This is a genomic window from Parapedobacter lycopersici, from assembly GCF_040395035.1.
Taxonomy (GTDB): Bacteria; Bacteroidota; Bacteroidia; order Sphingobacteriales; family Sphingobacteriaceae; genus Parapedobacter; species Parapedobacter lycopersici_A.
The window spans coordinates 16,560-36,446 of record NZ_JBEBRB010000008.1; the positions used below are offsets into that span (position 1 = coordinate 16,560).

15 protein-coding genes are annotated in these 19,887 nt (G+C 48.1%); 7 read left to right on the top strand and 8 right to left on the bottom strand.

Annotated features, from left to right (window positions below; all coding sequences use genetic code 11):
- The 6 genes from ABWO75_RS03695 to ABWO75_RS03720 all read left to right on the top strand — a co-directional run bounded on the left by ABWO75_RS03695 (position 1) and on the right by ABWO75_RS03720 (position 7,213).
- Positions 1-1,317 carry a DoxX family protein gene (locus tag ABWO75_RS03695; RefSeq protein WP_353182681.1) on the top strand — a complete coding sequence of 439 codons (1,317 nt, stop codon included), beginning with the start codon at positions 1-3 and terminating at the stop codon, positions 1,315-1,317.
- 8 nt (positions 1,318-1,325) lie between these two features.
- Complete coding sequence (locus ABWO75_RS03700; protein ID WP_353182683.1) at positions 1,326-2,672, top strand: DoxX family protein; 1,347 nt, start codon at positions 1,326-1,328, stop codon at positions 2,670-2,672.
- 126 nt (positions 2,673-2,798) lie between these two features.
- Positions 2,799-3,170: a helix-turn-helix domain-containing protein gene (locus tag ABWO75_RS03705; protein ID WP_353182685.1), complete on the top strand. Its 372-nt coding sequence runs from the start codon at positions 2,799-2,801 to the stop codon at positions 3,168-3,170.
- An 86-nt stretch (positions 3,171-3,256) separates the two neighbouring features.
- Positions 3,257-4,816 (top strand): sulfatase family protein, encoded by a 1,560-nt coding sequence (locus tag ABWO75_RS03710; RefSeq protein WP_353182687.1) that lies wholly within the window; start codon positions 3,257-3,259, stop codon positions 4,814-4,816.
- A 1-nt stretch (position 4,817) separates the two neighbouring features.
- Entirely contained in the window at positions 4,818-5,924 is a 1,107-nt protein-coding gene (locus ABWO75_RS03715; RefSeq protein ID WP_353182689.1) for a formylglycine-generating enzyme family protein, read from the top strand.
- Between the two features lie 41 nt (positions 5,925-5,965).
- On the top strand, positions 5,966-7,213 hold the full coding sequence (locus ABWO75_RS03720) for a YeiH family protein (protein WP_353182691.1): 1,248 nt from the start codon (positions 5,966-5,968) through the stop codon (positions 7,211-7,213).
- 64 nt (positions 7,214-7,277) lie between these two features.
- On the opposite strand, the gene ABWO75_RS03725 is transcribed toward ABWO75_RS03720, so the two are convergent.
- The 3 genes from ABWO75_RS03725 to ABWO75_RS03735 form a co-directional block, all read right to left on the bottom strand.
- Positions 7,278-7,814 carry a RidA family protein gene (locus ABWO75_RS03725; protein ID WP_353182693.1) on the bottom strand — a complete coding sequence of 179 codons (537 nt, stop codon included), beginning with the start codon at positions 7,812-7,814 and terminating at the stop codon, positions 7,278-7,280.
- Between the two features lie 191 nt (positions 7,815-8,005).
- Positions 8,006-8,812: a uroporphyrinogen-III C-methyltransferase gene (cobA, locus tag ABWO75_RS03730; RefSeq protein WP_353182695.1), complete on the bottom strand. Its 807-nt coding sequence runs from the start codon at positions 8,810-8,812 to the stop codon at positions 8,006-8,008.
- Between the two features lie 279 nt (positions 8,813-9,091).
- On the bottom strand, positions 9,092-9,805 hold the full coding sequence (locus ABWO75_RS03735; protein WP_353182697.1) for a DUF2490 domain-containing protein: 714 nt from the start codon (positions 9,803-9,805) through the stop codon (positions 9,092-9,094).
- Between the two features lie 166 nt (positions 9,806-9,971).
- On the opposite strand from ABWO75_RS03735, the gene ABWO75_RS03740 reads away from it, so the two are divergent.
- Positions 9,972-11,930 carry an alpha-L-fucosidase gene (locus tag ABWO75_RS03740; RefSeq protein ID WP_353182699.1) on the top strand — a complete coding sequence of 653 codons (1,959 nt, stop codon included), beginning with the start codon at positions 9,972-9,974 and terminating at the stop codon, positions 11,928-11,930.
- Positions 11,931-11,986: 56 nt separating this feature from the next.
- Here the strand turns inward: ABWO75_RS03740 and ABWO75_RS03745 are convergent, their stop codons facing one another.
- The 5 genes from ABWO75_RS03745 to ABWO75_RS03765 form a co-directional block, all read right to left on the bottom strand.
- Positions 11,987-13,453: a glycine--tRNA ligase gene (locus ABWO75_RS03745; protein WP_353182701.1), complete on the bottom strand. Its 1,467-nt coding sequence runs from the start codon at positions 13,451-13,453 to the stop codon at positions 11,987-11,989.
- Positions 13,454-13,540: 87 nt separating this feature from the next.
- Positions 13,541-15,598 carry a hypothetical protein gene (locus tag ABWO75_RS03750; RefSeq protein ID WP_353182703.1) on the bottom strand — a complete coding sequence of 686 codons (2,058 nt, stop codon included), beginning with the start codon at positions 15,596-15,598 and terminating at the stop codon, positions 13,541-13,543.
- A 1-nt stretch (position 15,599) separates the two neighbouring features.
- Positions 15,600-16,280 carry a hypothetical protein gene (locus ABWO75_RS03755; RefSeq protein WP_353182705.1) on the bottom strand — a complete coding sequence of 227 codons (681 nt, stop codon included), beginning with the start codon at positions 16,278-16,280 and terminating at the stop codon, positions 15,600-15,602.
- 181 nt (positions 16,281-16,461) lie between these two features.
- A complete protein-coding gene (locus ABWO75_RS03760; protein WP_353182707.1) occupies positions 16,462-17,235 on the bottom strand; it encodes an enoyl-CoA hydratase/isomerase family protein in 774 nt (257 codons plus the stop codon).
- A gap of 19 nt (positions 17,236-17,254) precedes the next feature.
- Positions 17,255-19,885 (bottom strand): DUF5686 and carboxypeptidase-like regulatory domain-containing protein, encoded by a 2,631-nt coding sequence (locus tag ABWO75_RS03765; RefSeq protein WP_353182709.1) that lies wholly within the window; start codon positions 19,883-19,885, stop codon positions 17,255-17,257.
- Positions 19,886-19,887: the final 2 nt, after the last annotated feature.

A 19,887-nucleotide genomic window follows, 5' to 3' on the forward strand; every position in this document is an offset into this window, starting at 1 on the left:
ATGAATACAGGGGAAATACCAATGAATAGTACCGGGTGGAATAGTAAGGTAAACATCCTTTTCCGGCTATGCTTCATTTTCTTTTCGTTGCATATGTTGCTCTTCGCGCTAAATTTCCTCATTGGAATTTTTACACTTTCTGGTCAAGGGCTACATTTCCTGACATTCTTCCAGCTGGCCAATCAGGCTTCCTATTTGGCGGTATGTTTGCTGATAGCTGTGCTGGCCACAGTTGTGTGGAGTTATTATAAACATGATACGGCGTATTACCGCGCGCTTGACTACTGGATCCGGGTAATCGTCCGTTACCGGCTAGCTATCGGGATGTTTGCCTATGGCTGGATCAAGTTATTCCCATTGCAGATGCCTACGCCTACACTCAGCGACTTGAATACGGCCTATGGTGATTTTCTGCCTTGGAAAATTTACTGGCTGACCACCGGCGCAGCGTCTGGAGGCTATGAGTCGGCGTTGGGTGCGTTGGAAATCATTGCCGGGGGACTTTTATTGTTTCGCAGAACCACGTCGTTCGGTGCATTGCTCGCACTATTGATGCTGACCAACGCACTAGGCGTTAATATTGCCTATCAAACGGGTCAGTACGCCTTTTGTTTATTACTCATTCTGGCCGCTATTTTTCTGATTGCGCCAGACATCCCTCGCTTATACCGATTGTTGGTGCTCGAACAACCCGCGCGCGCAAGGAAAAATCCCGTTCCGGTGAGTGGACGCGGTCTTCGGATTACAAATGGGCTCCGGATGATCGTTGCCTTCGGCATGGTGGGCTATGCATACCTGGTATATACGGCCTACTTGCGGGGGCCGCATTTGCTCCCGGAAGGAAATGGAGTGAATGAATTATATGGTTATTACGAGGTAACTGATTTTGAATGGAATGGCGCCCTTGTCCCATATTCATTAACGGATCGAAACCGGTGGCAGAATGTTGTCTTTGAAAAATGGCCCACCGTAAGTATAAAGCGCGCTGCTGCGGTGCCGATGGATTGGACGAAGGAGGGATTTGGTACAACTGGGAATCTGGATCGGAATTACGAAGGCGCCGGAACGGTAGGGAGGCATTACTTTCATTATACGGCGGATACTATACATCGTGTGTTGCATCTTCAAAATAAAAACATACATCAACGTAATGAAAGGTGGGATCTCCGGTATGTTGTCGATTCCGATGGCGGATTAACATTGGCAGGTACCGAAGCCAGTGGCGATTCGGTGCGAATGACATTAAGAAAAGTTAATCGACGATACTTATTATGGGAGGGTAGGCGCCGACCCATTCAGCTTTCGGTTTTTAATTGATAATGAACATGACTGTCTATTCCAATACCCCCGAATCCTGGAGCGTTGCCGAGCGGTTTCTTTTCAGGGTTGCCGGCTGTTTTTTTCTGACAATGTGTATTCCACTTAGCTGGAATTATTATCGTCATTTATTTTCACTGGACTGGTCGGACTTGAATTACCGCGATATAACCAACCTGGGTAGGTTCAGTCCTAATTTACTGCATATCCAAACTGAAAGCGGACAATGGGGTTTTGCCAGCTATAGCGACTGGGGGATTATCCTGTTGGGGTCACTTATTGTTGCAGCGTTATGGTCATTAGTTGACGGGCGTCAATCCCATCACAAACTCTATTACTGGTTGCGGGTAATTGTGCGGTACCGGATTGCGATCGGGATGATTGAATTTGGATTTGTAAAAGTCTTTCTTATCCAGATGCCGTTTCCCCCTATTGCGACACTTCACACCAATTTCGGCGATTTTACCGCTCAAAAATTATACTGGCTATCCGTGGGAATTGTGCCAGGTTATCAGGTCTTTTTGGGGTTGGTGGAAGTTACTGCTGGGTTTTTGTTGTTTTTTAGGAAAACAGCTTTTCTAGGCGCTTTTCTGACACTTTGTGCTTCTGCCAACATTGTTTATATCAATCATGCTTATGACGGAGGGGTACATGTATACAGTGCTTATTTTGTACTATTGGCTTTGTTTTTATTGTGGAGGGATATTCCGCGCATTGGCAAACTGCTGGTTTACGAGCAGGATACCACTCCATTGAATTATTATCCAAATTACTCAGGGATAATACAAAAAACGGCGCGGATACTAACTAAATCAATGTTTATCCTGGTGTTTGTGGTGCTACTGGCGATTCTCCATTGGCGTAACTACAACAGTGTCGACCGGAATATGAAATTGCCGGTTGAGCCGGGTCTGGCAGAGGCAGCAGGGTATTATGAGGTAACAGCATTTAACTGGAAAGGAAGTTTTATTCCATCCTCGCCGTTCGATTCCATTCGTTGGCAGGACGCTATTTTTGAAACCTATTCCACATTATCTTTTAAAATAAACCAACCAATTCCCATTAATTTGTCAAACGGGGTGCCACGGAACAACGGTTTATTGAGTGACTGGGAGTTTTCCGGGAGAGGGGGTGGCAGACGATTTTATTATTATGAAGTTGATACGATTGAAAAAGTACTTCAATTGCAAGATAAACAGCAGCCAGGCAGTCCGATCCCTATTTACCTTGCTTACGAACGGCCGAATGATTCGACAATTGTCTTACGGAATAAATCCGCCAATTCGGACTTACGCTATATCCGATTAACCAAGATTTTTAAACGATACCCGTTAATCGAAAAAGATGATTACTAAATTGCTGGTTATTAGCGTATTTGTTTCGGAATAAAAAGTCTACTAAAATAGTATACTTTAATGAATATTCTTATCTTTGTGCAGTGTATGTATTTAAATGAGTGCAGAACCGGTTGAAGTTATCCGATGGAACAGTCCAGTATTTTGGTGCGTATTAAAGAACTCCGTAGGCATAGGGGGTGGTCTCAGTCCGATATGGCTGAACGGCTTAACGTCGCCCTGAAAACCTACCAGAACCTTGAAAGCGGAATAACACGGATTGATATTGAGCGACTGGGCCAGGTCGCATCTATATTGGGTGTCGAACTGATTGACTTACTGGGATATCAGCCCAAACCAGAGGCGTATATTGATCGTTTCATTAACGAAGAAAAAGCGTTATACCATAAAATAATCCAGGATAAAGAAGCATACATTAAACGGCTGGAAGAAAATCTAAAAGTGTATCAGGATATATTGCAGCGTAGTTCAGACGACCCGGGAAATATTTTTCAATGAAGTATGTATTAATCGACAGTTGCATAGACAATATGGCGATTCTCTCTTAAAACTTGTAACTTAGCATTTCAGTAAACCTATTTACGATGAAATATATGTTATTATATCGCTGGGTATTTGCTGCGATTGTATTGACCGCATGCAATGGTACAACGGATTCTTCACGTCAGGGAAATGCCAAGCAACCCAATATTCTCTTTATTTTTTCAGATGACCACACCAATAACGCGATCGGTGCGTACGGCAATGCCTTGGCAAAAACACCTAATATTGACAGAATAGCCGCAGAGGGGGCACTATTCCGCAATTTCTTTGTAACTAATTCGATCTGTGGACCAAGCCGCGCGTCATTGTTGACGGGCAAATACAGTCATGCTAATGGCTTTATGTCCAATGAACAACGGTTTAATATTGATCAATTTGTCTTTTCACGGCTGCTACAGGAGACTGGGTATCAGACCGCTTGGATAGGTAAATGGCACTTGGGTACGCTACCGGGGGATGCATTTGATTATTGGAATATTCTTCCTGGTCAAGGTTTTTATTTCAATCCGGATTTCATAAATAACAACAATGACACCATCAGGCATGAAGGCTACGTAACCGATATTATCACGCAGCTGGCTTCCGGTTGGCTGGACCAGCGGGATAAGGATAAACCATTTTTTATGGTTGTTGGCGAAAAAGCAACACACCGTGAATGGTTGCCGGATATCCAGGACCTTGGTGCGTATGACAGCGTGGAATTCCCCCTTCCCGAAACGTTTTATGACGATTACCGTACGCGACAGGCCGCGGCTAACCAGGATATGACAATAGATGAAACCATGCGGCTGGATATCGATCTCAAGGTAAACCTGGATTTTGAAAAAACATTGATATACGGTCGGATGAATGCCGATCAGAAAGCGGCTTACAAGGCATATTATACTGACCGGGTAAGCAGGGAGTTCAACGAAAAGCAATTGTCGGGAAAGGCATTGACCGCATGGAAATTCCAGCGTTACATGCGGGATTACTTGGCGACCGCAAACTCGCTTGACCGGAATATCGGCAGGTTGCTCGACTACCTGAAAGCGCATGGATTAGCCGAGAATACCATTGTTATTTATGGATCCGACCAGGGATTCTATCTCGGCGAACATGGCTGGTTTGACAAACGCTTTATTTATGAACAATCGCTGCGTACGCCGTTTGTTATGCGTTACCCCGGGGTGGTTGCCGCCGGGACGTCCATCGATCAATTTGTACTGAATATTGACCTTGCTCCAACCTTGCTGGAGCTTGCCGGTGCAGCCGTCCCCAAAGAAATTCAGGGACAATCATTTCTTCCAATATTACGGGACGGAAATACCGCCGGTCGCGATGCGGTATATTATCATTATTATGAGTACCCCGAGCCACATCGGGTAATGCCTCATTTCGGTGTTCGTACCAGACAATATAAATTAGTCCGTTTTTATGGCGAAAAGAATTTCTGGGAGTTATTCGACCTCGAAAATGATCCCAATGAGTTAACGAATCTATATGAGTCCGACAGCTATCAGGCAACGATTATGGAGCTGAAAGAAAAATTGAGAGAATTGATTACACAGTACGAAGATACCGATGCGGCACGTATACTTGCCGAAGAAACGGCGCGATAATATGAAAAGAAAGTTAGACTGGATTGGGTTAGGCGTTTTAGTGACAATTGTCGTCTCGTGCAATCAGGCAAAAAAAACAAATTCACACGATGAAGCTATACGGAACGCGGATAGCGCAACCACGTGTGTTGCGCATGGTATCCCGTCACGTGCGGCTGCTATTGCCGAATCAACAGCTTCCCATAATTTTCTCGGTGCAGACAACGCACCGATGGTTTACATTAAGGGCGGAACATTCCGTATGGGGTCTGCTCAATTTGCCGACGCCCACCCCGTTCACGATGTAACGGTTAATGGGTTCTGGATGGATGAACATGAAGTAACCAATGCACAGTTTGCCCGTTTTGTGGCGGCTACAGGTTATCAAACCATTGCTGAGCGTCCGCTGGATCCTAAAGATTTTCCAAATGTGCCATTGGATGCATTGCAGCCGGGATCGGCTGTTTTCACACCACCCCAGCAGCAGGTAAACCTGCAGAACCATTTGCAATGGTGGGAATACGTGGCAGGTGCAAACTGGCGACATCCGGAAGGTCCGGGCAGCAGTATTGAAGGGCGCGAAAACGAGCCTGTAGTTCACATCGCTTACCAGGACGCCCAGGCTTTTGCAAAGTGGGCCGGAAAGCGACTTCCCACAGAAGCAGAATGGGAATTTGCTGCGCGGGGAGGTCAGACTGCCAGTACCTATTATTGGGGTGATGAGCTAAAACCCGGCGGAAAATGGGTGGCCAATGTTTACCAAGGAGATTTTCCTACCAAGAATACCGCTGAGGACGGCTATGAAGGGTTGGCTCCTGTAAAATCGTACGCACCCAATGCCTTTGGATTGTATGACATGGATGGAAACGTATGGGAATGGTGTGCAGATTATTACCGACCGGATTATTATGCAAATAGTCCGAAAGAAAATCCGAAGGGGCCTGCAGATAGCTACGACCCGATGGAGCCCGGAGCAGTAAAGCGGGTACAGCGCGGCGGATCATTCCTTTGCAATGCACAGTATTGCGAGCGTTATATCGCAGGCAGCCGCGGAAAAGGAGAAATCAGCAGTGGTAGCAATAACTTGGGGTTTAGGTGTGTAAGTGACGATCCGCCCCCGGGTAGTTAATAGCCAACCAATCTGATTCGAACCTGATTAATTGTATTCATATGTCATCTTTCAAGCTGAATATATCCGAGGACTGGGCAGTCGTTATCCTGGGGTTTATCATTATTTTTCTTGCTGTTTGGGGATTCGTCATACCGGTTCCGCATTATGAATGGACGGACTCCGCAACGCTGCAATCGCTCTTCTCCCAAGCCAATGAACTGCATGTATTGTATCAATTTGTTTTTGCTTATATCATGGTCATTGTCGGCGCCATGATTACAGGGAAACCGATAATGCCCTATGTCCGGAGTTTTCCGGTGGTATTTGGACTGACAATCATTGCACTGCTGTTATCGGGGAACGCCCGGCTTAGTGATTTGGGTTTAGAGACCGTTATATTCAGCCTAATCATCGGTCTCATTATCGGCAATCTGTTTAAACTCCCGGTTTGGTTCAAAAATGCGCTTAATGCCGAATTTTTGGTCAAGATTGGTTTAGTGCTCCTTGGCACGGGTGTCATTTTTTCCAATATACTCGAAGCCGGTTCGCTGGGACTTGTCCAATCACTTATTGTAGTGCTGTCGGTATGGTATTTTGCCTTTTGGCTATGCAGGCGATTGAAGGTTGATGAAGAATTAACCATGATGATTTCCAGCGCCGTTTCGATCTGTGGGGTTTCCGCTGCCATTGCTACTTCCGGCGCAATCAAAGGAGATTCCAAAAAGCTTTCCTATGTCGTGTCGATGGTATTGATTACCGCAATTCCGATGATGATCGGCATGCCTTATATCGCCCGGTTATTAGAACTCCCCGAGGAGGTGACCGGTGCCTGGCTGGGCGGCAGTATCGACACTACCGGTGCCGTGGTTGCTTCTGGAAGCTTGGTGGGCGAGCGGGCACTGGAAATCAGTACCATCGTTAAATTTTCCCAGAACGTTTTGCTGGGACTGGCGGCGCTTGCTATTTCCGTTTATTGGACCTATCGGGGCACACCTGCCGGTGAACATATTGAGAAGCCCGGGCTTGGCATTATCTGGGAACGGTTCCCGAAATTTGTACTCGGATTTATCGCAGCCTCGCTTTTATTTTCCTTCGCGCTGGATGCGGAAACGGTTGATCGCGTCAAAGGCAGTGTGAAGAGCATTCAGGGACTATGGTTTGCCTTGGCTTTTACGAGTATTGGACTGGAGACGAATTTCCGTGATTTACTGCGGCATAACAGCGCAAAGCCATTCTGGGCATTTCTGATTGCGCAGGGGTTTAATATCCTGGTTACATTGGCAGTTGCCTGGTGGCTGTTTGGATAAGTTTTCGGATGAAATAAAAAGGGGACATGATTTTCACGTCCCCTTTTCTATGACAACGTCTTGTTTATTCCACTTCAACAATCATTTCCACTTCCACGGCAATGCCATTAGGCAGCGATGCCATACCTACGGCTGAACGCGCATGGCTTCCCTTTTCCTGTCCAAAAGTAGCGACCATCAATTCGCTGAATCCATTGATTACTTGTGAGTTCTGTTTGAAATCAGGAGCTGAATTTACCATTCCGAATACCTTTACAACACGCTTTACCTTATCGAAGCTGCCTATTTCGCCTTTTAGCGTTTTTAATATCGAAATGGCTACGAGGCGGGCGGCTTCCTGACCTTCTTCAAGCGTCAGATCGTCACCGACTTTTCCTACAATCTGCGTTCCGTCGGGTTTGTCCGGGCCGTGGCCGGATAAGAAAATCAGATTACCTGAACGTACAACACCGATGACTGCGCCACTAATGGGAGCCGTAGGCGGGGTAATACCCAACTTTTCCAGTTCAGATGCTACCATGGGAGAAACCTGGGCAAAAGAAACATTTTGCATTACGAATAGGAAGAGGGCACCGAGCAGAATTTGTTTGAATTTTGACATGTGTGATAATAGTTTAAATGAGTAATTTAAATCGGCTAATTTAACGATAATAATCCGGTTGAAGTCCAAAGTAACCCCGTTTTTACGTTCGCATCGCTATCCACCGTATCGTTATTTAACAGCAGAAGCGCCTGATGGGCAGGCGCTTCTTACTTAACTAACCAATTATAAACCTAATATGAAGAGAAATTTCAATAACAATCCGCACATTCCAGCTGATCGAAAAATCGCCGGATGGATTGGAACTCCTGGTGCAGGGCAACCGCCTGGCCGAAAATGAGCAGCACCGGTTGGGTACTGTCAATCTGTTTTTCTTCAGCCGTTTCTGCAATGGTGTTAACCAGTCCAATGGCAATCTTTTCGTTTGCCATGGATCCATTTTGAATGACTGCGGCCGGTAATTTTCCTTTGCCTGCTTGCTGGTAGATTTCCACAATTTGCGATAATTTCTCATACCCCAGCAATACAATCACCGTGGCCCTGCTTTGGGCTGCAGTAGTCAGTTCTTCCGAAAGCCTGCCGTTCGAGTCCGTACCGGAAAGTATCCATAAACTCTCGCTTACACCCCGTTGTGTTACCGGAATACCTTGTAAGCCGGGTACAGAAATTGCACTTGATATGCCCGGTACAATAGTTGCCTGAATGCTATAAGATGCGGCGTACGCTATTTCTTCGTATCCACGGCCAAAGACAAATAGGTCGCCACCTTTCAACCGTACTACATGCCCAAAATTCAAGGCATAGTCAACCATCAGTTGATTAACCACATCCTGTGAGAAGTTTTCATCACCCGACGGATTACCTACAAAAACTTTAATCGATTGCTGCGGCGCGTAGCTGAGTAATGTCTCATCAACCAATGCATCGTATAGAATTACGTCAGCAGTTTTTAATGCTTTTACACCTTTTATGCTGATCAGGTCGGGATCACCAGGGCCCGCACCAACGATCGTGATTTTGGGCTCAACGTATTGTTTTTCTATTGTTCCTGTTGCCATGTTACTTATTGATTCGCTTTTTTTAAACTAAAAACCCCTTCGATCTTTCGATGAAGGGGGTATATCTCTTGACTGATGCTAACGCCTTCACCTATGCGCATAATACGACATCTTACACATTTTCATGTGATTATTTCGGATCGTATTAGGACGTTGAATTGCTTTCACGAAGCAAATATACATTAAGTCTATGAGTTTAGTAGTGTTATATAACTATATTTTTTTAGAATACATTTATCTATCTGATTATTAGCTATATAATTTCAATTGATTTGTTGATCACCAGCGTGTGTAAAAGGCAATCTGTGCAATATGGGTAAACATATTGGGTATAGCTTCATTACGGAGCAGAAACTGATTCATATAACCAATTTCCAAATCATACCTTGGGGAAAAGCGATGACCAATTGCCGCATAAGCCCGGTTCTGATCAAAAAAGTGCCCATTGAGCGCCGCTTTATTCTGGATGTTAAAAAACAGTTCATTTTGCAGGGCGATAAACATGCCCTGCGTAAACGTGTCGCCGGAGGAGGCTCCGATGGGCATGATGCCGCGGATGAAATAACGGGCACGTTGTGCAAATGCCGTTTCATCCGGCCGTTTTAAAAATCGCTGTTCCAGCCGAAAGCGGTGCTGTAAGACCGTATGGCCGAGTTTACCTGTAATAATATACTGCTGCCATAAGCGATGCTCCGTTAGCCGTTTGCCGGCTGCAGGAAGCTCGCTGGTAACCAACGTGGCGGCATAACCGGCTGCCACGGTTTGCTTCGTGCTGATATAATAATTGATGCCCGGCCGGATTAACAGCATTGAATTTTCTCCCCAATTGGTGCCGGCTCTGAATTGGATATCGTTATTCAATCCCCATTTTGCCGAGAATTTTACATTGTTAAACCAACCTGCCCAGCTGCCAAATGTGTGATCCTGTGCATATGAGCTGCCAGAAAACAGGAGTAAAAAACTGAAAATGAGACATATGAATTTAGTGGACAAGTGCATGCTTCTTTAACGATAAAGTTTCGGATCATTGTTTAGCGGCTGAATATAAGAAAATTGTCAGCGAAATACAGATTAGTGATTCTATTAGCCGTTGGTTTTGGACACCCGCCGAAAGCAAGCACCCTTTTAAAAAAAAACTTATTTTTACGATACTTAAATTATGATGCATATGGTACAGTCGAAGTTTATTTATTTATGGACGTTGATTGGTGCAGTAGGCCTGCAAGGTTGCGGACAAACCCACGGTCTTTCAGAAAATGAACCGGTGCCGTATGGTCCGGTTCCTACCGCTACCCAGCTCAATTGGCATGAGATGGAAATGTATTGCCTCATTCATTTCACCCCCACGACGTTTCAGGATAAAGAGTGGGGATATGGCGATGCACCCGCAGATCTGTTCAACCCGGAACATTTTGATGCCGATCAGGTTGCGGAAGCCGCCAAATCCGCCGGCTTCAAGGGGTTGATCACTGTAGCGAAGCACCATGATGGGTATTGTTTATGGCCTACTAAAACCACGGATTATAACATCTCCCAAAGCCCCTGGCAGGATGGCCGGGGAGATATGGTTAAGGAGTTTATGGAAGCCGCACACCATCACGGATTGCAGTTCGGTGTTTATTGTTCGGCATGGGATCGTAACCATCCCGAATATGGCAATGAAAAGTATGCAGAAGCTTACCGCGAGCAATTGCGCGAGTTATATAGCAATTACGGCACATTATTTACCAGCTGGCATGATGGCGCCAATGGTGGCGACGGCTATTACGGCGGTGCGGATGAAATGCGCAAAATTGACCGTGAAACGTATTACGGGTGGGAAGATAAGGTTTGGCCCATTACCCGTGAACTGCAGCCCGGTGCTGTCGTTTTTAGTGATGTCGGTCCTGACGTCCGGTGGATTGGAAACGAAAAAGGCATTGCCCCGGAGACATCCTGGGCCACGTTTACACCTGTGGGGCCCGATGGGGGTAAAGCTGCCCCGGGCCATATTGACAACCGGTTTCTCGGAACAGGGCAACGGGACGGGAAGTTCTGGATCCCGGCAGAATGCGACGTGCCGCTTCGGCCGGGCTGGTTTTATCACGCTTCACAGGACCAGCAGGTAAAAACACCCGATGAACTGTTCGCTATTTATATCCAAAGTGTGGGGCGGGGAGCAGCCTTCAATCTCGGGCTGGCACCGATGCCTTCAGGTACCTTGCACCCGGCGGATGTCGCGGCACTGCAGGGTTTTGGTCGAAAACTGTCGGAAACCTTCGGTCGTAACCTCGCGGACGGTGCCTCGTTTGAGGCGTCCAATATCCGCAGCCGGAATAATCGCCAATTCGGACCGGACAATCTGCTGGATACCAGCCGGTACACGTATTGGTCTACAGATGACGAGGTAACGGCACCCGAGCTGACCGTTGACCTTGATGGGGAAACCACCTTCGATATTATCCGCCTGCGCGAGAATATCAAGTTAGGCCAGCGGCTGGACAGTGTCCACGTAGCTATGTGGGATAACAACGCGTGGGTGCCACTCGCATCGGCTACCAGTATAGGTGCTAACCGGCTCATCCGCCTGGAGCAGCCGGTTACCGCCCAGCGCCTGCGGCTGCGGCTCTTCGCACCAGTTGCTGTCGCACTAAGCGATTTTGGGTTATTCAAAGAAGCAGATGCCGCCGTTACCACAGCAGCGCCGGCAGATAGCGGGGTTAGCCGTGCCAACTGGCGCATTACGGCCAGCGGGGCGGACTCCAGTGCACTGCGGAAGGCAATTGACGGCCGCGTGGAAACCTTTTGGTTGAGCGGGGAAGGTAAACTGCCGCAGCACCTGACAATCGACATGCGCGAGCAGCAAACAGTTGATGGATTCGGTTATTTGCCCCGGCAGGATGGCAATAACGCCGGGATGATCAGTCGCTATCGTCTCGAATCCAGCATAGACGGTATAACCTGGCAGGCGGTGGCGGAGGGAGAATTTTCAAATATTGTAGCCAATCCCATTGAGCAGCATATTCGTTTTACCAAACCGGTATCAGCAAGGTATCTCCGCTTTACCGCCATCGCGGTAGCGAATGCCACAGGTGCCCGTGCCGCCGTTTCAATTGCCGAACTGACCGCATATGATTAATCCGGGCGGAAGCTACCGTATCAGGGGGGAGGTAGCCGTTCCGGGCGCCCGGTATCTTAAAGAGCGCCCAGTAAGTTCTTCCAGCCGACCAGCTCAGCGATTATTTTTTCCAGTTCGGCAATAGACACACGTTCCTGTTCCATGCTGTCGCGATGGCGGAGCGTTACCGTATTGTCTTCCAGCGATTGGTAGTCCACCGTGATGCAAAACGGTGTACCGATAGCGTCCTGCCGGCGGTAGCGTTTGCCGATGGAGTCTTTTTCGTCGTATTGTACGTTGTAGTCGATCCTTAACCGCTGGAGAATTTCCCGTGCTTTTTCTGGCAACCCGTCTTTCTTGGTTAAAGGCAGGATCGCTGCCTTTACCGGCGCCAAGGCAGGATGGAAGTGGAGTACCGATCGTGAATCCTGTTTATCTCCGGAGCTTAGGTCCTGCTCTTCAAACGCATTGCACAGTACCGTGAGGAACAGCCGGTCCAGACCAATGGACGTCTCAATAACGTAAGGAACATAGTTCTGGTTAATTTCCGGATCAAAATATTGCATTTTTTTGCCGGAGTATTTCTGGTGCTGGGTTAAGTCAAAGTCGGTACGGGAGTGAATACCTTCCACTTCTTTAAAACCGAACGGAAACTCATATTCAATATCCACAGCCGCATTGGCGTAATGGGCGAGTTTCACATGGTCGTGAAACCGGTATTTTTCGGGATTTCCTCCGATGGTCAGGTGCCATTTCAGACGGGTTTCTTTCCATTGAGCATACCATTCCAGCTCCGTGCCGGGGCGCACAAAAAACTGCAATTCCATCTGCTCAAATTCACGCATGCGCATGATAAACTGGCGGGCAATAACCTCATTCCGGAATGCCTTTCCGATCTGAGCAATCCCGAATGGAACTTTCATCCGGCCGCTTTTCTGTACGTTCAGAAAGTTAACGAAAATGCCCTGTGCCGTTTCCGGCCGTAGGTATACGGTATCAGCATCTTCCGCAGAAGCACCCATCTGTGTGGAAAACATCAGGTTAAACTGGCGTACTTCTGTCCAATTTGAAGTGCCGGAGATCGGGCAAACAATGCGGTGTTCCTCAATGATCTTTTTCAGTCCGGGCAAGTCGTCGGCATTCAGCGCCGCATCCAGATCGGCCTGTAACTGCGCTGCTTTATCCGTTTTTCCGTCGGCCTCATATCGGGCAATTTTATCTTCGATGAGCTGGTCTGCACGGTACCGCTTTTTTGAATCCTTATTGTCAATCATCGGATCGTTAAAGCCATCCACGTGTCCGGACGCTTTCCATATGGTCGGGTGCATAAAAATAGCCGAATCAATCCCCACAATATTCTCATGGAGCTGCACCATGGCCTTCCACCAGTATTGCTTTAAGTTATTTTTAAGCTCGGCACCTAGTTGTCCGTAATCGTATACAGCACTTAAACCGTCATAAATTTCACTGGATGGAAACACAAAGCCATACTCCTTGGCATGCGAAACCACATTTTTAAAAAAATCGTCCGTCTGTTTGCTCATAGGAGGGCAAACATAGATAAATTGCCGTTGATTTCAAAGTGTTTTACCGGCGTCAGCATGCAATGCAGTCTACTGATAATACCCTGCTTATTGATCCTGCATCGCATAGTCGACCAGCGCGAAGAAATACTGCACGGCATTGTCGAACTCCGCCGGCGTTTCCGCAACAAAATCACCCGTAATATGCGTGCCGGTAATCCCCTTGGATTGGAAATAGAAATCGCCCATGCTTCCAAAAAGTTTATGGAATGCAATATACCGGTTAAGCGACTGGAGTTCCTCCGTTGGGATTTCCGTTGCGAGCTTTTTGGCGCTGAGCAGACCAGCCACTTTGTTCTTGCGGATCAGGTTGCGGTGTGCACGGCTGATTTTTCCGCGGTAACGGTTCGCCGCGATATCGTGTAATTGTTCGGAGGAGGTTCCCAGAAATATGATGCCATCCCGGCGGGTAAAATAAAGACCAAACGGTAAATCGCTTTCTTCCACGCTGAATATGCCGTCCATTTCCGAAACCAGTCCCTTTTGATAAATATAGTTAGTAACCTGATCGTACAGCTTGCTGTCGTCCGAAGAAAACATCAGTAGAAAATCAGGAATTGTTTCCATTTTGGTCTTTTCCACTTCTTTGTAATCGTAATTGTCATCGTACTCGTAATCAATATACGGCACCTCTTCTTCGGTTATCCCGTTGAGTATAAAAAGCGCATCACCCTTTGCGACATTGGCAATCGCCGTTTCATCAAGCAACAGTGAAACAACATCGGCAGCCAGCGTAATTTCCTGCTCATGCTGTCCGAGGAGACCGCCATACGTATCTTTCATGATACTCGGGAGCTCCTCCAGGTATGCCTTCGTATCCATTGCAAACGCAAACCAACCGATTGCTTCTTCGCTGTTCAGGTAGTTTAAGAATTTCCGGTTTATTTTTCGGCCGTATATCCGTTTATAGCTTTTTGCCAGTTGCGGGGCAATCTCCAGGTCGGTGCTCAGCCGGAAACCCGCGTCATTCGCATAAAGCCCGGCCCGCAAGCTGCCGTAGTGGCTGAATAACGAGCCGGTTGATCCGGAAAGCATCAATTCGGGTAACCACGCCAGGTAAGCAGATTCAAAATTGGATAACCACGCCGTAATCAACGCGTCGTCCTGAATACTGCTTACATAGGACGCATTGGACAGGATACTTTCTGCCGGTGCCTGGTTAAACAGATTTGCCGTGAACGCACGCGACCACTGTGTAGCCAACCCCTTTTTTATTTGCTCGTCCGCCGCATAATATTCATCATACGGATTGCCATCGTCGTAGTCCGCGCTGTCATATTCAACGGCCGGTGGCGCACTCAATTCATAAACAGTGTCTTCAGACCAGGCTGAGTCAGCAGCTGCGTCAACCGGAACGGGAAAACTCATTGCAGTTGAATCGAGGGCTGGGGGAGGCAGGAACATGCTGTCATCATACTTGTCGCCCTCATCGAAGGCTTCTGCTGTATCCACATCAACGTCATCGTAATCATCATAATCGGGTGCCACAGCCACGGCTACCGCCGTACTGTCATAATAACCATAATCATCGTAATCAACGGCACTCACGGTATCGGCGGCTGCTTCGTCGTAATAATCGTAGTAGTTGTAATTTCTGATGCCATAGCGGTCTGCCACTTCGCTTTGTTCAAAATAGCCATCTACAAGTGCCGTGCTGGTGACGCTTAAGGTGCCGCTATCCCAAGCGAAAATGGTGGTGTCCTCGTCAATGACTTTGACAAAGCTGCGAAAACCATCCTTTTCTTCCACCTCCTCGTCGCGGATAAACTGCTGTTCAAAAACCGTTGCGTCCGCAATTGGGACGAGAAAATTATAATGCTTCGTACTGTCGGTAAGGACCGTATAGAAGTAACTAGTCCGGTTCAGGTCCAGCCCGAAATCTGCTACGCTATTTACCGAGGAGAATCCGGCAGACCGCGCTTTTTCCAGTAGCATGCTACCAATTGCCGACTGGTTAAAATCCTCTACCCCCATCAGGTCAAAAAAATGCGCCGTTTGAATATTGACAACGGCAAATGCATCACTGGGAATCCGGCGGGCTAAATCCTGGCCATTTGCCAGCGTTACCATGGAAACGCATAAAATCAAAGAAAAGAGCTTATTCATCTTAATTTGCTAATTTAATACGGTTTGAAAGATTTTTCCTGCCATTGATCAAGTCCATCAGCGGGCTTTGCAGCATGACCGCTTTTTTCGAGGCAGATACTTTGGCTATGGGATTACTATTGGAAACGACAGGGATATCAAAGCGATAAATACTGGTATATATGGCATTCTCAAACACCGCCTGGTCCGCGGCCTTCAGTTTGTCGAATTCCTTTTTTGCCGCCGGCTCATACACATAAGTCCGGCTGAACGTCTTTGTTGCCGGAAGATAAGCATAGGAGGCATGATTTGCGGTCGTAACTTTCATCTTTTCGAAGACGCGGTCGGTGATGGTATTCAAGTCCTCAACGCGGGCAAACGACCAGCTGATGGAAGCGATGAACGTGTTAAAATCAAGTGTGTAGGCGACATTGGAAATTCCGTCGGTTTGCTGCAGCTCGCTGACCAGCTGCTCCAGTTCCCTGCGGATATCAGCTTTGGAAGGTACCGGATATCCATTAACGCTATCAAGCAACATAACGGCTGCCAGCTTACTCTTGCTTTGGCTAAGGTTAGCCGTAAGGACCGCTGTGCCCGACCCATCCTGCTTCACGCTGACCTCTTCAATAAGCTGAAAACAGGAAGTGCATAACAGGCCCGATAATAACAGGGGAAATAAGAAAAAAAGGCGTTTAGTGCTCACTTGTCCGTCTTATATTAATGCAACATAAACATTGCATGTTGCTAATTCGTGGCAAATATAACGTGACCATGTGGATTAATAAACCCCTGTTTTCCGTTATTCTGTCCCTGCGGTAAACCGGGCATTGGCTGCCGCCGACAGGGTATCGTAAGCTGTTACTGCTTGTGTACGGAACTGCCAATCAGAAATTTGGTTTTCGTTTTGCCAAAAATGCCGATACCCCTTCGGCAAAATCGGCCGTACCAAAGCACTTCGAAAATTCTTCGATTTCCACTTCAAACCCATTCTTTGACGGATCAAGTCCGGCGTTTACCGCACGTATGGCCGCAGCCACCGCATTGGGCGATCTGGAGGCGATTGTCTGGAGTATTTCCAGCGCTTTCTCCAGCAACACTGACTGATCGACCACCACATTAACCAATCCATATTCCAGCGCCTTTTCCGCGGTGATCATGTCGGCAGTCAGTATGAGTTCCAGTGCACGGCCCCGGCCTACCAGCTGGGTTAGCCGTTGCGTGCCACCATAACCCGGGATAAGTCCCAGTGTGACCTCCGGCAAACCCAGCCGGGCATTCGGAACCGCAATCCGCAGGTGGCATGCCAGCGCCAGTTCCAGTCCACCCCCAAGCGCATAACCGTTAATAGCAGCCAGGATGGGCTTGCCTGCATGGTGGATCAGGTCGAATACATTGCGGTGGCCGTCGCGGGCGAGGCGCAGTCCCTGTGCGGCATCAAAAGCGGCAAACTCCGCGATATCCGCACCTGCCACAAATGCCTTTTTGCCCGCACCGGTCAGTACAATACCCCGCACCCGATTGTCGGCCAGTGCTTCGGTTAAGGCTCCATGCAATTCAGCTAGAATAGTCTGATTAAGTGCATTAAGCTTTTCCTCGCGGTTGATGGTAATAAAACGGACCGATTGCTCGTCCCGGATCAATAACTGATGAAATGCCATAAGGATTGTATTTGATGAACTAAAAAGATAAACTGGCACCTATCCGGATCCCATTCCGGTCTGCACCGGGATGGCCAAGGTAAGACAGCCTGGTAACATATTCTATGCGAAATACGTTCAAAATGTTTTCCAAACCAAATGCCGTTTCCATATAGGGCTTCTGTCCCAGCGTAAACGTCGTCGGGTTTCCATGAAGATCCGTAGGAAGCCGGAATACGCCCGTAACCCCGTTTTCGGGCCGGTTCTCCGGCCGCACATTGCCATACAGCAATCTGAAGCTGATAATCTCGCGTAATTTCAACCGCTTTATCAACGGAATTTTATTCAAAATAAAGCCATTTAGCCGGTGTTCGATGCTGAACTTGACGTATTGGTCACTCACGAACTCCAGGTCCTCCATCAGACTATAAGCATCCGGCGAAAGCACATAAGTCTGGTTGGCATTCGGGATATCCAGCAAGGGGAAAGGGAGTGTGCCAAAAATATAACCCGCCCCCATGTTGACATCGGCAAATCCCAATTGTGAAAGAAATACCCGCTTGAACACATCGAACCGCAGGGCATGATACCCGTAGTCGCTGCCCAGCAGTCCCTTAACTCCCATGTTGTAGCGCAGGTTAAAAACCGGAAATTTATTGATCATCGGCGTGCGTTCCACATTGCGTTGTAAAAACGCTTCGTGGGGCGCCCAGCGCAGGCTCAATCCCCACTCGGCAGTCTGTAACCCACGGAGGGTATCGGCTGTGGGCCCGGCCGAAATAAAGTGCAGCTGCGCGGCAGGTGTCTGCCGCAGCGTGGCAACATGCGTCTGCAACATAAAATGATTGCCAAATTCAATCACGTGGTTTAGCCGCATGGCTTTATTATACAGCCATTTGTCCTGTTCATCACGCCGGAATGACCGCACAAAACTATCGCCATTACGAAAACCCAGCCGCTGGCCCGGTTCCCGGGCATCCTGCTGATAAGTCGCCTGTATGTAATGTGCAGGATAGGCGGCAACAGGCCTGCCATTAAGTGTGTAAGCTGTTCCCAGATAAAATTTCACGCGTTCGTCGCGGAATCCATATGCCGCGTATGCTTCGCCATATATTTTGTCCGATAACAGCGGGCTTGTTCTTCCTCCTATGCGCACACGGCTGCCTTCCAGTTCGTTATAACTGTACATGTATTCCACGGGCCCGATTTCCACGGGTCCGGCACGTTTGAAACTGCTGAGCAGTACAGATCCCCAGTCCAGTGTACGTTTAAACGCCCGGTTATTCCGCAGGCTGTCAAAATTGGTGTAGGTATTGGCTTCCACCGATGTGAGCGGTACCGGCCGGTTCTCTTTCCAGTAGCGGTCGGGTACCAGATTGGCTCCGGCCACCATGGACGCCGGTTGGCCGTCGAATACGCGGTCGGGCGTCTGTTGCTGCGTATCATAATCCCCATAAACCAATGTCCGTTGCCCGAAAGCCCCGCGTTTCCCGCCGGTCAATCCGAAGTGGATGCGCATATCGGAATGCCCGAGTAGGTAGATGCCGTTCCCTTGCCGCTTAAAACGCTGGGAAATGGTAACATCCGTTACCCAATTCAGGTTCGCCTCGTGACCTATCCGGATATCCGCCTGCCGGATGCCGTAATTGCCATCGAGTGTGACCTGTAATTTCCCGGCAAATAAGCGGTCTTCGCTGTTGCGCGGCACAAAAGCCAGTTCGATAAACGTTCCCTCCCCGGTTGAAAGCGTATCCGTGATGTAGTATTTATAAAACAGCGGTGCGCTTGCTGCAGTAGGTCCCAAAAAAGGCTTGTTCAGGATCAGAATGTTATCTTCATAAATGTCTACATCCCCGTGAATGTATTCCATATACGCTTCAATATTCCTGTTATTTACATACCGGGGGTCAAGTTCGGTTTTCCGATGTGCCGTCACAAGGGTTTTTGCCGCTTTGGGAAACGCGCGTAAATACTGCCTTGCTACTTGCTCTTCCAGGAACACCGGCAACAGGGCTTTGCCAGGTGCCAGTGTCGTATCCGTATTTTCCAGCGCAAACCGGTATCCCCGGGTAATGCTACTGTTTAACAGGCCTTTTGGGGGGTTACTGACCGCCAGCATGACTTTTTCATACCGTTGAAAAGACACATAATCATAGCGCGACAGCCGGTTAAGCGGCTTATGCTGAATGACCTGCCGGATCAGCGCAACGGCCGGGTTATCCCGGTTCCGATAACGGCCCTTGCCTTCAACCATCACTTCATCCAGTGCATGGATGTTCTCCTCCAGCTGTACATTCAGTGTTTGGTTGCCCGTTTGGGGCAGCCGGGTGACCAGTGCCTTGTAACCCAATGCATCAAAAGTGATCGATCGGCTGACGTCTGGAATAAATAGGCTATAAAACCCAGCGCGGTCCGTGGAGGTACCTATATCGGTATCCGGCAGTACGACTGATACACCCGAAATCCCTTCCCCGGTAGAGGCATCCGTAACCCGTCCGCGGATGGTCAGCTGTGCAGAAGCGCCGAATCCATTGACGAGAAAGATGAACAGGAGTACGGTTTCCAAAGCGAACTGTCGTATAGCAACACCTTTTATGCCCTTACCTTTCGTCATCGCCATAACCACCGATTGCTGTTCTTCCGTCTTTTTGTAAACGACCACAAGATACATTT